Annotated in this window: 18 protein-coding genes; 3 read left to right on the top strand and 15 right to left on the bottom strand. The window is 40.4% G+C overall.

All coding sequences use genetic code 11. From position 1 onward, the window contains the following. Positions 1-36: 36 nt before the first annotated feature. The 8 genes from NYE58_RS17120 to NYE58_RS17090 all read right to left on the bottom strand — a co-directional run bounded on the left by NYE58_RS17120 (position 37) and on the right by NYE58_RS17090 (position 4,139). Positions 37-846 (bottom strand): DUF5071 domain-containing protein, encoded by an 810-nt coding sequence (locus NYE58_RS17120; protein ID WP_341002446.1) that lies wholly within the window; start codon positions 844-846, stop codon positions 37-39. After that, positions 813-1,253, bottom strand: coding sequence for a hypothetical protein (locus NYE58_RS17115; protein ID WP_179086965.1), 441 nt, complete (start codon positions 1,251-1,253; stop codon positions 813-815). Before NYE58_RS17115 ends, NYE58_RS17120 begins: the two co-directional genes overlap by 34 nt. A 386-nt stretch (positions 1,254-1,639) precedes the next feature. Then, the gene (locus tag NYE58_RS17110) at positions 1,640-1,888 is read right to left on the bottom strand and encodes a GNAT family N-acetyltransferase (RefSeq protein WP_076275706.1); all 249 of its coding nucleotides are present in this window, start codon (positions 1,886-1,888) and stop codon (positions 1,640-1,642) included. 11 nt (positions 1,889-1,899) lie between these two features. Then, complete coding sequence (locus tag NYE58_RS17105) at positions 1,900-2,031, bottom strand: hypothetical protein (protein ID WP_256718900.1); 132 nt, start codon at positions 2,029-2,031, stop codon at positions 1,900-1,902. Between the two features lie 10 nt (positions 2,032-2,041). After that, complete coding sequence (locus tag NYE58_RS17100) at positions 2,042-2,518, bottom strand: TlpA family protein disulfide reductase (protein ID WP_341002445.1); 477 nt, start codon at positions 2,516-2,518, stop codon at positions 2,042-2,044. Positions 2,519-2,572: 54 nt separating this feature from the next. Continuing rightward, complete coding sequence (locus tag NYE58_RS17095) at positions 2,573-3,100, bottom strand: ClbS/DfsB family four-helix bundle protein (protein WP_076275707.1); 528 nt, start codon at positions 3,098-3,100, stop codon at positions 2,573-2,575. A 30-nt stretch (positions 3,101-3,130) separates the two neighbouring features. Next, the gene (locus NYE58_RS37515; RefSeq protein ID WP_081387352.1) at positions 3,131-3,322 is read right to left on the bottom strand and encodes a DUF2569 family protein; all 192 of its coding nucleotides are present in this window, start codon (positions 3,320-3,322) and stop codon (positions 3,131-3,133) included. Continuing rightward, entirely contained in the window at positions 3,273-4,139 is an 867-nt protein-coding gene (locus tag NYE58_RS17090) for a S66 family peptidase (RefSeq protein ID WP_076275708.1), read from the bottom strand. The genes NYE58_RS37515 and NYE58_RS17090 overlap by 50 nt, the downstream gene beginning before the upstream one ends. 170 nt (positions 4,140-4,309) lie before the next feature. On the opposite strand from NYE58_RS17090, the gene NYE58_RS17085 reads away from it, so the two are divergent. Then, positions 4,310-4,804, top strand: a complete 495-nt coding sequence (locus tag NYE58_RS17085) for a hypothetical protein (RefSeq protein WP_076129305.1) — start codon at positions 4,310-4,312, stop codon at positions 4,802-4,804. A 63-nt stretch (positions 4,805-4,867) separates the two neighbouring features. Here NYE58_RS17085 and NYE58_RS17080 read toward each other — a convergent pair whose 3' ends face one another. From NYE58_RS17080 to NYE58_RS17070, 3 genes are read right to left on the bottom strand one after another with little or no spacing between them, the layout of a single operon-like run. Then, positions 4,868-5,341, bottom strand: a complete 474-nt coding sequence (locus NYE58_RS17080) for a GNAT family N-acetyltransferase (protein ID WP_341002444.1) — start codon at positions 5,339-5,341, stop codon at positions 4,868-4,870. 41 nt (positions 5,342-5,382) lie between these two features. Next, positions 5,383-6,414 carry a Gfo/Idh/MocA family protein gene (locus NYE58_RS17075; RefSeq protein ID WP_076275709.1) on the bottom strand — a complete coding sequence of 344 codons (1,032 nt, stop codon included), beginning with the start codon at positions 6,412-6,414 and terminating at the stop codon, positions 5,383-5,385. 18 nt (positions 6,415-6,432) lie between these two features. Next, positions 6,433-7,320, bottom strand: coding sequence for a sugar phosphate isomerase/epimerase family protein (locus NYE58_RS17070; RefSeq protein WP_076217922.1), 888 nt, complete (start codon positions 7,318-7,320; stop codon positions 6,433-6,435). Positions 7,321-7,444: 124 nt separating this feature from the next. Between NYE58_RS17070 and NYE58_RS17065 the strand changes: the two genes are divergently transcribed. Both NYE58_RS17065 and NYE58_RS17060 read left to right on the top strand, forming a co-directional pair. Continuing rightward, the gene (locus tag NYE58_RS17065; RefSeq protein WP_341002443.1) at positions 7,445-8,329 is read left to right on the top strand and encodes a helix-turn-helix domain-containing protein; all 885 of its coding nucleotides are present in this window, start codon (positions 7,445-7,447) and stop codon (positions 8,327-8,329) included. A 28-nt stretch (positions 8,330-8,357) separates the two neighbouring features. Then, positions 8,358-9,179 carry a DUF2785 domain-containing protein gene (locus NYE58_RS17060; protein WP_076275710.1) on the top strand — a complete coding sequence of 274 codons (822 nt, stop codon included), beginning with the start codon at positions 8,358-8,360 and terminating at the stop codon, positions 9,177-9,179. A gap of 89 nt (positions 9,180-9,268) precedes the next feature. Here NYE58_RS17060 and NYE58_RS17055 read toward each other — a convergent pair whose 3' ends face one another. The 4 genes from NYE58_RS17055 to NYE58_RS17040 form a co-directional block, all read right to left on the bottom strand. Beyond that, the gene (locus NYE58_RS17055; protein WP_341002442.1) at positions 9,269-10,063 is read right to left on the bottom strand and encodes a hypothetical protein; all 795 of its coding nucleotides are present in this window, start codon (positions 10,061-10,063) and stop codon (positions 9,269-9,271) included. Positions 10,064-10,138: 75 nt separating this feature from the next. Beyond that, the gene (locus NYE58_RS17050; RefSeq protein WP_076217926.1) at positions 10,139-11,242 is read right to left on the bottom strand and encodes a Gfo/Idh/MocA family protein; all 1,104 of its coding nucleotides are present in this window, start codon (positions 11,240-11,242) and stop codon (positions 10,139-10,141) included. A 20-nt stretch (positions 11,243-11,262) separates the two neighbouring features. Beyond that, complete coding sequence (locus tag NYE58_RS17045; protein WP_076217927.1) at positions 11,263-11,985, bottom strand: ThuA domain-containing protein; 723 nt, start codon at positions 11,983-11,985, stop codon at positions 11,263-11,265. Between the two features lie 25 nt (positions 11,986-12,010). After that, positions 12,011-13,171: a Gfo/Idh/MocA family protein gene (locus NYE58_RS17040; RefSeq protein ID WP_076185992.1), complete on the bottom strand. Its 1,161-nt coding sequence runs from the start codon at positions 13,169-13,171 to the stop codon at positions 12,011-12,013. Between the last annotated feature and the right edge of the window lie 3 nt (positions 13,172-13,174).

Below are 13,174 nucleotides of genomic sequence, written 5' to 3'. Positions count from 1 at the left end.
TCTCCTTTCAATTTATTTCAGTAAAGCTTGATAACTTCACGAAGTGAGAAACTCAGCAGTAAAAATTTCTATTTCTCTTAAAACTTCTTGGCGGTTAGATATCGCATTACATATATAAAAACGGTCTTTATTGTGCTCATGAAACTGTTTAATTACATTAGGCTGTTGATTTAAGAATTCTTTATGAAGAGCTTCACAATCAATTTCAAGATGAGTATCATGAAGTTCCTTGAGTTCAAATACAAGGACATCTTTTTTGTGCTGGATTATTTCACAGACCATATCTTTTGCGTATATACCGTGAGTTAATAAGATTCTTAATGCCGATAGGTCATTGGCTTTTTCCTGTGAAATCTTAATTAATTCTGCTTGTATCTGTTGGACTTGGTTCGTGTTCCAATGATCAATTAATTTTTCGAAAATCCAATACACCCATTCTTGATCATCGCTGTGTTGATTTAGTACATCTTTAACATATGGAATCATCGGATCCCCTATTTCAAGTAAAAAACCAGCTATTTCCCCCGCACCTGGCCAATTTAAATCTTGTATCCATTCAAGCAAACCCGGCAATATGCTTTTCACACGTGGATATCCTAAACGTATGACTGTTTCAGCCGCTCCATCCCAATAGTCTTTTGATATAGGTTGTACTAATAAATGCAAAGCTTCATCCTTTATATATTGTAGCTTATTAATTGCATCTTCCTTTTCCTCTTCGCGTGTGTGCCATGATAATTTTTTGATTAGACTAGATGCTTCTTCCACTAGATTCACCCTTTGAACTTGAATTTTCCACCACGCCGTTCTAGCTACAACACTGCTTTCTTCCGCTTTATTATCCAAATTATTAATAAGACGATAACCGATGTCCCCAATAAGAAATACATCCAAATCGTTTTTTTAACCAATTCATCATTGGGATAATGGCCTTTATTATAAGCTTTTACAAAGATATCCTCTTGGGTCTTAATAGCAATGTAATCTTTTGGATCCGTATTGATAATTGAGTAGTAGGGCGTACCTTTAGGATAAATATTCGAGAAATTTCCCCTGTACGTGCCTTCCTCATCGGAATATTTAGTTACATGCCCTATCTTCTTATCGATTTCTTCGGAGGGGATGAGTTCATCGTCTGATATTTCGTAGATGTCACCTGAATAAACAACAAACGAACCGGCCCAATCCGCGTAGACCGCATGTAATGGCAATAAAGCAATTATGGCTAGAATTACAATAATGAATTTCTTCATCTCAACCTCCTAGCTTTGGGATTCGATTGATTTATAGATTGTTTTGAACTCTTTTACATTATTTAATCCATCAATAAGCTCCACTAAACCTGACAAAGATTCCAAACCATCTATTAATTTCTGAATGGGCGATCACATCCGCGTTAAATACGTCTGGATCAATATCGTTCAAAAGTATCGTTGTTGTGACCTCTGTAAAATCTGGTTCTACATAACAGGTTGAGGATTTATTATATAGACTACAATCAGCATCAGAAGCAAAAATGAAAGAAATGCGGTGATGATTATGAGTATCTTTCTTTTTTTGATCATAGGGATTAACTCCTTACGGTTTAGATACAAAGTGATTTCCGATAAATGTATTTATGATCCTCATCCATATCCGATTATTTCATATACCCCACACTGCGCCAAAACCTTTCATTTGCATCATTAGTCGGGGTTAACTCGATATACTTTGCACCGTCTGCATAAACATGTTTTTCGACCATTGAATAGGCAAATTCACCATACCCTAAATTCCGATACGTAGGTTCAATATAATACTCCATTAAAAAACACTTTCCACCCTCATCAAAATAAGTAACATACATTAAAAATCCAAGCACAGTACCGTCCTTATGTATAAGAAACAAATTTAAAGGATTTATATCTCTTGTTCATCGCCCATAGATACGTGGAGAGATAATTCATCAATGTAACTATTAAAAAGTCCCCAAAATATATCTACATCCGATTGATCTTTTGCTGCAAAAACCTCTAAATGAATCGTATTCATTTCAACCTCCTTAATCATAGTTTTTAATGAAAATCTTAAACGAGCTCTCAATTGCGTCAAAATCAGTCGAGCCAATAATTTGATCCATAACCTTGCCATCAGAGTTTATAAAAAACAACGCTGGAAAAGCTTGTTCACCAAATTGTTTATGGAGATCACCTGTTTCATCTAGGAGAACGGGATACTTAATGTTGTAATCCGCCACGTATTGTTTTACTTCAGAAAGATCATCTTGATAAAGCAAATTGATTCCGTATATGTTCACTCTATTTTTATATTTCTCATACAATGAGACAATCTTAGGAGCGTCGTCATTACAATATGGACACCATGAGGTGAAAAATACGAATACAGTCGGTTTCTCCGAAAAGTCCACTTGAATTTTGTTTCCATTCGCCAACTCTTTTAGTTCAATGTTCTCAGGACTCTTAATGGGTTTAGAAGAGTTGTTTACTACGACAAGTATAATCGAGCTTAATGCAATCAAAAATATAAATGTACTTACAATAATAGATATCTTCTTCAAAAATAATCCGTCCTTTTATACTTCCTTAGTTACATTAAGCTTTTTCCATTTACGAATCTTAGAACGAAAAGTCTTAAACGGTGCTACTGAATTAATATGAATCCATTTGACCATTGGCCATCTTGGATTGTTTCCTGTCCATTTCCGCACGCCTTGCGTAAAAAGTTCTTCATCACTTAAAGAATCAATCCAGTTCTGCCACTGATGTTCTGTCTCTTGAAATAAAGATCTTAACTCGTCTAATGAGTAGGCAGCATATGTATGATAAAACGATTGATATAATCCGCCAAGTTGATTCCATTTATAATCCGGTGAAGGTGTAATAACGGTTAACCCTGATTTTTCATCCTTATCCCATTTCATAACAAGATTCAACCATCCCAATTGATAAGCAATGATTTCTGCTGGGGTTCGATCAACCCCTTCCATACGATTGTCTCTTTGGGAGTTCTCAATGCCATCAAATTCATGATCAAGAGACTGATAGGCAATATGAATCGCATCTTTCAATTCTTCTTTTGATAGATAATCTTGTGTAGACATCATACCCCTCCTTTTAAACACTTTACTAAATTACTTTACAAACGTATTATGTACTCGCTCTGATTTCAATAAATATGCAGTCCAAATTGCACACGTAAACGCTGACCTAATGATCCCTTTGAGTGAATCTCCATTTCCAAGTTCTCTGGCAAGAGGAATTTGATAAAGAATTTTACAAAGTGATTTTATCGCCCACAACAATACACTTACTGTTACTGCCATGCCCAATCTCAGCTGTCTTTATAATAGGAATGGAGGCGGAATGGCTAATTTCCTTCACATACTCTTCTACTATCGGGAATTCATTAAAGTTCTCAAGTTCTGAAAACGAGCCTAGAATCAATCCAGCACAAGCATCAAAATATTTCAATTGCTGGAGCTGAGCAAAAAAGGAGACTATTTTGTTAGCTCTGCCACTTAAACTCTCCAACAATAATATTTTGTCACAAGGATCCGGAAAATAGCTTGTCCCTGCCAGCTTCAAAAAGCAGCGAATATTCCCCCCGATTACTATCCCGCTCATCTGGTTACCACGAACCCAATGATACCGGAAATCGTAAAGATCGTTTTGACCCTCGAAAAATGTTCGATAAAAAGCCCTTTGCTGCTCCGCCCCATCAGAAGACACTAAATTCATCAACTGATAATGATAGGATTTCGAATTATTTTGCGTATATAAAGCGTTCAAAATAACTGACAAATCACTCATTCCGAAAAAGGGTTTGGGGTTCATTCGAATACTTTCATAGTCTATGTACTCTAAGATCTGATTGGCAGAATCCCCACCTGAAATATCGAATATCGCGCTAATTTCAGTATTTTTAAATAGTTGATTCAGCTCCACTGCTCTTTCCTTGGGATTGCCGCTGAAATATCCCTCTTTTCTAAACAAAGTATTAGCCACCACTACATGGAGTCCAAAGGAATGCAAAACTCTTTTTAATTCCTCTACTTTAGCTAGGTTTTCTACTCTCACACCATCTGAACAAGCAATCAGTCCTACTTTATTCCCGCGAGTAAATTTTAAGGTTGTGTTCATTTTAATAATCCTTTCGATTCGACTTTTTAGTTTAATCACCTCAAATTTACGATCATGTTTACACCATACCATATTTAGGGATTTGAATCATTTTCTTCTTGAAATTATGAAACCACAACATGGTAATATAAGTATAATAATGCAAGATCAAATACATTGGGGGTGTACTAATGCGTAAATCACCGTTGATATTAAGCATGATATTATTATCCCTGGCGTTAATTATGGGATGTAGTTCAGAAGTAGATGATGCTACTAAAGCCGCAGAGAAATATAAAAATGTAGAATATACCGTCAAGGCTTCTGAGGATTTAATGTCTGATGAATCCATTCTTGCGCGAAATGAAGAGATGAAACCGTATTTTACAGAATACTTTTCCGAAAAAGCTATAGCGAACCGAATTACAACTATCCCATTTAAAATCGCTGATAAACAAAAGCTTTCTTTAAAACCGGAAAACCTAAAATTCAACCTTTCCGAACAAAAAAAGGATATTGTCGAGTTAAAATATACGGTGGATCTTGTTTTATTGGATAAGGATGACAAAGAAAGTAAACGTGTACCTTTGGAAGGTATATTGACTCTCTTTGATGTGGACGGTAAATGGTTAGTTCAAGGGGATCGATTTGATACTGTAGCATTAATGAACTTGATTGATGGGTAAATTTGAATATCCTTCTTATCATAAAAAGCAGACTGCTCTAATGAGCAACCTGCTTTTTTTGAATTACATTATTTTTTTGCTCATCCTATAATTGACCAACAGAACACCTTTTCGTTCTACACTTTGTTTCGCAATAACCTGGTACCCCAATCGTTCAAAAAAAGGTTTAGCAGTGATGCTTGCTTCGGTATCCATTTCATAAAGACCCTGTTCTTTTGCTTTCAATTCAAACTTATTCACCAATGCAGAGGCTACACCTTGCCCTTGGTAATCTTTGTGAACATATAATCGATCCAAATGTCCTTCTGCTGTCATATCAGAAAAGCCCACAATAATATTATCAATTTCGGCTACATAAGTGATATTTTGACGTAAAGAAGCTCTCCAAGTATTAAGCTTAAGTGCCTCTTCCTCTTTAGGTGCCCAAGCATCCAGCTGTTCCTGTGAGTAGTCTTGTTTGTTTACGGAATGAACTGTTTCGTAGAACAATGAGACAATTTGACTAAGATCCAATTCTCGGTAAGCTCTAATATTCATTTTGATCTCCTTGCTGGCGATTGTAGTAACAGAAGTCAATCTCAAAACTCCACTAGATCGATTTTCCGGCCAGATTCAGCACTTTCCAGCGCTCCGAACACCATTGCCATACTATACCGATTATCTCTACAATTCGTCTCTGCAGGACGTTGCTCTGCCAATGACAAGAACATCTCATCCAAACACCCTTGATGGAATGTTTTACTCATCTCAACGTTTTCACCATTTACACGCTTTACGTCACGAATGAACTTATCACTCTGATCTCCTGCAGTAACTACCTCAGCATATGGCAGCTCATGACCATCCCAGATTGCGGTTCCTTTCTCCCCGTTAACCCGCCAAGAAGCTTCCCATGACGTGGATGCACCTTCTGCACACCAAGATCCCTGATAGGTAAATATTGAACCGTCGGACATCTCGAAAATGCACACTGCCGAAGCATTCCCCTCATACCATGAGCCGGGAGGATTAAACTCCTGACAGTATACGGACACAGGGTTCGCGCCACTAATAAACCGGGCCTGGTCGAAGGTATGAATCGCCATATCCAGCAGCAACGGACTTTTCATAACATCACGGAATCCCCCGAAATGAGCCCCAAGGAAAAAGCTTGCACCGATAAATCCTGTTCTACCAATCGTTCCTGATTCTATGATTTTTCTTAAAGAACGAATACGAGGATCATAACGGCGGTTCTGCATCACAGCATGAGCGTTTCCAGTCCGTTCCGAGATCTCAACAATCTTATTACATTCCTCCATAGTCTCAGCTAAAGGTTTCTCACTAAAGACATTACATCCAAGTTCCAATGCAGTGCTAGAAATATTGAAATGACTTCCTGGAACAGTAACGTCAAAGATGAGATTTGCTGCGGTCTCCTGTATCGCCTGCTTAATATCCGTAAACGTCAGACATGAAATCCCATGCTTCGCGGCCATCGCCTCAGCCGACTCCAACCTTATATCTACTAGAGCAACGATCTTAGTATCTGGACGCAATAAAGCGTATTCAATCCATGCATTAGCCATTCCTCCGCAACCTGCAACCGCTACACGGTACTGTGCTGTCATATTTCTCCCCCTGACTTATTAAAGCGGATTAGGCACAAAGCTGCCCCCGCGGCATTGTTTTAAATGATTCAAGGCATGTACTTGACCCGTCATTTCCAGTTCATCCCGATAGACAGGATCATGCCAACCTTCAATATCAATGGTGCCTTTATAACCAGCCTGACGCAAAATGGAGATAACATCCGTCCAGTTCGTATCACCAAAACCCGGAGTACGGTGCCATACATAAGGTTTCGGGCCGTGGATTCCATATTCTTTTACAATATCCCAAGCGATGGTGGCATCCTTGCCGTGTACATGGAAAATCTTATCTGTCCATTTGCGCAGCTGTGGAATCGGGTCAATCAACTGCACCATCTGATGGCAGGGCTCCCATTCGAGTCCCATATTGTCAGCAGGGACAGCGTTAAACATCTTTTCCCAGGCTATTGGATGATGAGCGATATTCCAGTCCCCTGAAGTCCAATTGCCATCCATGGAACAGTTCTCAAAAGCAATTCTTACTCCGCGATCTGCTGCTCTTTTTGTCAGCTCACCAAATACCTCGGCAAACTTCGGAATCGATTCATCAATGGACACTCCTGGTAGTCGTCCCGTGAATCCTGATACCATATCAGTACCAAATACATGAGCATGATCAATAAGCCGTTCCCAGCTCGCTAATGCATCGGAATTGTCACCCGTATTCGTCAAAGGATTGCCAAAGATGCCAACCGATGAAATCACAAAATCATGTTTTGCCGCAAGTTCTTGCACACGCTTACCAGTTTCCACAAGATCTGTTTCACCTGTAGTCTGCCAGAAGGTTAAGCTAAAAGATTCGAAGCCATGACCTACGATTTGCGGAATCACTCTAACAGCATCTCCGCCACCAACTAATGTACCTATACGCATTGTATCCTTCATCTTGTGTACCACTCCAATATTGGTTTATAGTAAGTTCTATAACCCGAGTATATACTGCATTTGAGCTTAAAACTCTTATTATATTGTGTTTATATAGTCGTATATTGTGGGAGTTGAATAAATATTGAGCTATCCTAATGATCTTAAAGAATACCCTCAATTAGAAGGAAACACCTATCCGTTTCGATTGTTTTTTAATGAATGCAGACATGCGAAAATCGGCCAGAACATCCTTTTTCTACACTGGCATGAGCATTTCGAAATCATTATCATGCAAGCAGGCAGCGCCATTTTCCACATCGACAGCAAACCCTACGAACTGCATCCCGGAGAGGTTTTGTTTGTTCCTTCTGGAGGTTTGCATGTTGGATATAGTCTGCGGGATGATCATGTCCGATTTATATCCGTCGTATTTCATAGTTCTTTATTTAAAGATTGGAAGCAAGATCCTCAACATGAACAATTCGTAGCTCCCTATTTGGAGAATCGATATCAGCTACCAGTTAAACCAGCGGCACTAGTTCCAACCTGTTCCACTTATTACTCTCTTCTGAGCACTATCGTGGATGAAGTGCATCAGAAAGGTCCTGCATTTCAGCTGATCATCAAAAATCAACTTCATCTGCTTTTTATATTGCTCTCCCGTACCTTTTTGCCTGAACAGGTTTCTGGCAGAACAAATGAACGTCAATCCTTCAATCGTGAGCGTTTTAAGCCACTGCTGGAGTACATGGAGAACCATTTTGATGAGAAAATGACCATTGAAAGTGCCGCGAGATCCGTTAATCTAAATCCATACCATTTCTGCAAAACCTTTAAGAAGCTCACCGGCCGAACCTTCATCGATTATGTTAATCTTTGCCGCGTAAATGAAGCAGAACGTCTGCTGCTGGAGACAGATTTTACTGTAACGGAGATTGCTGGACGAGTGGGCTGCGACAATCCTAATTATTTTACCAAGCTGTTTAAGCAATATAAAGGAACTACACCATCCGGTATTAGAAAATAATTCACACTGGAAAATAGGAGCATGTAAAATGAATTTAAAAGAAACGTTGATATGCATAAAAGAAAATGATTACCAAGCACCTCCCGATACCTTCCAGTTGGTACAAGAAATGATAAATAACATTGGTTCTTTAGATGCCCAACTACGGGATGAGCTAATTTATACAACCTTATCACATTGGATCCCAGGTAATTCTCTAACTACAAACGAACTGGAACAACTTATACCTCTTATCTTGGATAAAAACCATTTGCATTTTAAGCTTGGTGAAACCAATACAGACTCTGTCTTTACTAGATCCTTCTCTATGCTAGTCATCCCACTCCTCTTCATGAGGCATAAAGAATCACCATTTCTCTCAAGAGAGCAAATTCATCAGATAAAAGAGAAGGTATTTTGCAGTGTGCAAAATGAGCGGGATTACCGGGGGTATGACGAAGAAAAAGGCTGGGCTCATGCTATAGCCCATGCAGCAGATACTTTAGATGAATTGGCTCAATGCTCCGAACTGGATGAAAATGACCTCATAACTATCCTCGATTTGTTTTACGAAAAGATGACCATAACAGATCGAATATACTCCGATGGGGAAGATGAGCGAATGGTAAGATCCATAATGAGTGTTTTAGATAGAAAAATGCTTAGTCAGACTTATGTAGAGCAATGGATTCAAAGTTTTGGTGATGTGGAGAAAAATCCAGAATTTCTTCCTGCCTTTAAACAAAAAAATAATATAAAGAACTTTTTGAAAAGTTTATATTTTCGAGTTAAATATTACAAAGTACATGCCAATCTCTGTCCAACAATCGAGCATACATTATATAAAGTAGAAAAAGTATACTATTCCTAATTAAAAAAAGTGAGGGTTAGAGCACCCTCACTTTCCATCTACAGTTCAAATACGTGGAGCACTTGCTACCTGTTGACGGGTCTATTAGATTACTCAGTAATTGCTAGCTCCATCCTCCGCACACTCGCAAGCGCGGGAAAAGATTCCAGCACCATCCCTGTATTCCATAACTTAACCTGCTGTCCAACCTGTAAATCCTTAAAGCTGATGGTCTCTCCAGCTTCATTAAACATTTCAGATTTCGCATTGAATGTGAACCAGTAAGATGGATCTTCGTTACCAGGTTCAAGGATTAGAATCCGCTTCGCCTGTTTAGTATCGATATCAACGATTGTACCTACTACATGCGGATCACCTATTTCAGAAATATCATAGGTCAACATCTTTGGATCGATCCACTTTTCAATTTCAAGCTTAGCTGCTTCCGCATCATCTGACGGAATGGTAATAGTTACTTTATTACTAATCGTATCTACACCAGAGCCGTAGAGATTCAGCTTCTGGTATAGTTCTTGTTCATGCAACAATTCTTGAGCAGCTAATAACTCTTGCATCGTATATTTCACATCATGAAGCTCATAAGTACCTGCAGTGAAAGTCTGAGCAAGGCTTTGCTCAATCTTCGAGTTCAAACCTACAATATTAATATGAACCTTGTTATCTTGCAGATAAATATCTCCGTTAGGAATCCTCTGAGCAGATAAGAAAGTCTTAACCGCGCCTGGATCATCCATTGCAGGGTTCGGAGAAGCTAGAATTTGTGGTTCTGAACTAATTACAGGAGTTGGAACCGGCTCCTTATTCGCTTGTTGAGCCTCTGAACAGCCACTGATTAACAAAATAACAACGGGAATCCATATCCAACCAATAATTATCTTACGCATCCTATTAACACCTCCACTCTTCATCTTCTCAAACGAAGACCGGAAGTGATAGGTTGCAATTTCAGGAAGAATTCTCTAATCCAAAGTGTAAGGAGCAAGACCGATTGGAAGTGCCGCAGGACGAGTGCAGGTGCTTTCCATTTCGTAGAATGAATGAGCATCAGAAGAATCATGAAAAGCCCACATTGCTTCTAATACGTGATAAGCCAGTTCACCACTGGCACGATGCCCTCTACCCGTCCGAATGGCGTAAGCCATATCTGCTGGTCCAATCCCGCGGGTATTCTGATCATACCCTGACAACAACGGCTGTTCCGTCCACTCATTCTCACCCATAAGCCGGAGTTTCACGGGACCCCCAAAGTTATTCGGGTCTGGAACTTGAATCGTTCCTAGCGTTCCGTAGATTTCTATATGCGGCAGGTTGCTCCCGCCAAAGATATCAAAGCTTGTAATCAACGTTGCAATGGCACCATTTTCAAATCGTAAGGTTCCGGCTACGTGAGTTGGAATTTGAACAGGAATTTTATTCCCAAATTTCTTCTCGCTTGTAATCGTACGTTCTTCCAGCGCTTTCCCAGTCATTCCGCTAACCGTATGAATAGGACCCAGCAGCTGCACCAAAGCCGTCAAATAGTAAGGACCCATATCGAACATTGGACCTCCACCAGCGGCATAATAAAATTCCGGATCTGGATGCCAATGCTCATGTCCACGGCCCAGCATAAACGAAGTAGCTGCAACAGGTTCGCCAATTACTCCTTCATCTATCAGCTTCAAAACCGTTTGAATTCCCGCTCCGAAGAATGTCTCCGGTGCACTGCCCACAAGTACTCCCTTTTCCCGCGCAGCTGACAGAACTTTGCGGCCTTCTTCTCTCGTCACAGCTAGAGGTTTCTCAACGTATACATGTTTACCCGCTTCAATAGCTTTCAGGCATACTTCCGCATGAACAGCTGGGATCGTTAAGTTGATTACGATTTCTATCTCTGGATTATTCAGTAATTGTTCTGTGGTATAGACGTTTGGAATATTGTATTTATCCGCTTGTTCTTGTGCTCTCACCAAATCCAAATCTGCACATGCAACTAGATCAAGGATCTCGAACTTTTGACAGTTCTCCATATAGATGCTACTGATTTTACCGCATCCAATAATACCAACTTTGACTTTATCCATTCGCTGATCGCTCCCAGAATTTATTGACTGTCTGCCATTCCACTATAGCTATTCCTAACCCCCGAAACATTGGATAATGCTTGCGCTTTACCTTCAGCTGCCCATATTAACCCTCTGCGCATCATTTCACGCACTTGCGGCTGATCTACAATGTCCGCATGATGCCCCAGTGAATTATAATAAACTCTGCCCAAGCCCCAACGTTTTGTCCAAGCTACTGGCATATCAACAGCCTTATTATACGAATGAGGTCCTTCAACTACTGGAAAACGAGTCGTAGCAAGCACTTCAACAGCTGGATCTACGTGCAGATAATATTGCTCTGAGCAAACGCTGAAATCTTCTAATCCTTCTACCAGAAGACTTGAGCTTTGACAAATCTCTACGGTATAGTTAACGCCGTCATTCCCAGGATGAGCTACCCATTGTCCACCCGTCATAAACTGCCAATCTACATTATTACGAAAAGAATCACACATCCCGCCATGGCAACCGGCAAGACCTGTTCCATGCTGTACAGCTGCTGAGACATTATTCACAAAATCCTGCTCGATTGTGCCCATTGTCCATACCGGCACGATCAAATCTAGTCCAAGAAGCTTATCTGCATCAGCAAAAGCCTCCAGTGTATTCGATACTTCAACTTCAAACTGTTCCTCTTGCAACATTTTAGCGAATATATCAGCGACCTGCTCAGGCTCATGACCCTCCCAACCGCCCCATACAATCAATGCTTTTCTCATCTTCAGCACTCCTTCTAAGGTTAGATTACATCTCAGATAAATCGACCCACCGGCGTTCATCAATAGAGCGTTCTACAGCTTCTAACACCGCTTGGCATTTCACTCCATCATTGAAATTCGGTTCTGGCTGACGACCTTCTTCAATTGCGTTAGAAAGCTCCAGCATTTCGTGAATAAACGTATGTTCAAAACCAATCGTATGACCTGGTGGCCACCAAGCCTCTGCATACTCATGAGCAGGATCGGTCGCCAGCACACGGCGAAAACCTTGTACATCCTCTGCATCCGAGGTCAAATAAACTTCTAATTCATTCATACGTTCGAAGTCGAATTTCACACTGCCAAGACTCCCATTGATCTCAAAAGAATTGGTAGAGCGATGACCCGCTGCGAATCTTGTAGCTTCAAAGCTGCCCAGAGCACCATTATCAAAACGGGCTAAAAATAAGGTGGCATCGTCAACGGTAACCTTACCCTTGGGTGCATCCTTATCTCCTTTAGCGCTTAAACCAGTCATTTCAGCGGCGAGCGGACGCTCTTTTATGAAGGTCTCGCTCATGCCGATTACTTCCTTCATATCACCTACTAAGAAATGAGCCAAATCTATGAGATGCGCCCCCAGATCTCCGTGTGAACCTGAACCGGCGATATCCTTCTGCAGTCTCCATACTAAAGGGAAATCCGGATCTATTATCCAATCTTGTAGAAACCAAGCCCGAAAATGATAAATCTTTCCCAGCCGCCCACTCTCTATGAGCTTCTTAGCCAGTCGAACTGCCGGAGAAAAGCGATAATTAAAACCAACCATATGTGTAACTCCCGCGTCTTCAGCAGCTTGCAGCATTTCACGGGAATCCGCCAAGGTCAGCGCAAGTGGTTTTTCACAAAAAATATGTTTACCTGCTTTGGCTGCTGCCAAAGCTATCTCCTTATGCGCGTTGCTGGGAGCATTAATATCTATAAGATCAATATCCTCTCGAGCGATCAGATCCTTCCAGTCCGTAACACAATCCGCCCAGCCTAACTGCGATGCAGCTTCTCCAAGCGCTTCACTATTACGTCCACAGATTACAGACATTTCCGGTTTAAGCGCTTTCGGGAAAAACATAGGCAAACTGCGATAAGCATTACTGTGGGCTTTACCCATAAATTTATAACCGATCATTCCAATGCGAAGCTGTTTCATCTT

This window comes from Paenibacillus sp. FSL L8-0708, assembly GCF_038009325.1.
GTDB classification, from domain to species: domain Bacteria; phylum Bacillota; class Bacilli; order Paenibacillales; family Paenibacillaceae; genus Paenibacillus_AQ; species Paenibacillus_AQ odorifer.
This window is presented reverse-complemented; position numbering and strand designations above follow the sequence as displayed.

Excerpts from the sequence above, each read along its gene's own strand:
- NYE58_RS17090 (WP_076275708.1), bottom strand. The coding sequence starts at position 4,139 with ATGAACACAACCTTAAAATTTACTCGCGGGAATAAAGTAGGACTGATT.
- NYE58_RS17085 (WP_076129305.1), top strand. The coding sequence starts at position 4,310 with ATGCGTAAATCACCGTTGATATTAAGCATGATATTATTATCCCTGGCG.
- NYE58_RS17105 (WP_256718900.1), bottom strand. The coding sequence starts at position 2,031 with ATGAATACGATTCATTTAGAGGTTTTTGCAGCAAAAGATCAATCGGAT.
- NYE58_RS17045 (WP_076217927.1), bottom strand. The coding sequence starts at position 11,985 with ATGAGAAAAGCATTGATTGTATGGGGCGGTTGGGAGGGTCATGAGCCT.
- NYE58_RS17060 (WP_076275710.1), top strand. The coding sequence starts at position 8,358 with ATGAATTTAAAAGAAACGTTGATATGCATAAAAGAAAATGATTACCAA.
- NYE58_RS37515 (WP_081387352.1), bottom strand. The coding sequence starts at position 3,322 with ATGGCAGTAACAGTAAGTGTATTGTTGTGGGCGATAAAATCACTTTGT.
- NYE58_RS17115 (WP_179086965.1), bottom strand. The coding sequence starts at position 1,253 with ATGAAGAAATTCATTATTGTAATTCTAGCCATAATTGCTTTATTGCCA.
- NYE58_RS17075 (WP_076275709.1), bottom strand. The coding sequence starts at position 6,414 with ATGACAGCACAGTACCGTGTAGCGGTTGCAGGTTGCGGAGGAATGGCT.
- NYE58_RS17070 (WP_076217922.1), bottom strand. The coding sequence starts at position 7,320 with ATGAAGGATACAATGCGTATAGGTACATTAGTTGGTGGCGGAGATGCT.
- NYE58_RS17055 (WP_341002442.1), bottom strand. The coding sequence starts at position 10,063 with ATGCGTAAGATAATTATTGGTTGGATATGGATTCCCGTTGTTATTTTG.
- NYE58_RS17050 (WP_076217926.1), bottom strand. The coding sequence starts at position 11,242 with ATGGATAAAGTCAAAGTTGGTATTATTGGATGCGGTAAAATCAGTAGC.
- NYE58_RS17080 (WP_341002444.1), bottom strand. The coding sequence starts at position 5,341 with ATGAATATTAGAGCTTACCGAGAATTGGATCTTAGTCAAATTGTCTCA.
- NYE58_RS17095 (WP_076275707.1), bottom strand. The coding sequence starts at position 3,100 with ATGTCTACACAAGATTATCTATCAAAAGAAGAATTGAAAGATGCGATT.
- NYE58_RS17040 (WP_076185992.1), bottom strand. The coding sequence starts at position 13,171 with ATGAAACAGCTTCGCATTGGAATGATCGGTTATAAATTTATGGGTAAA.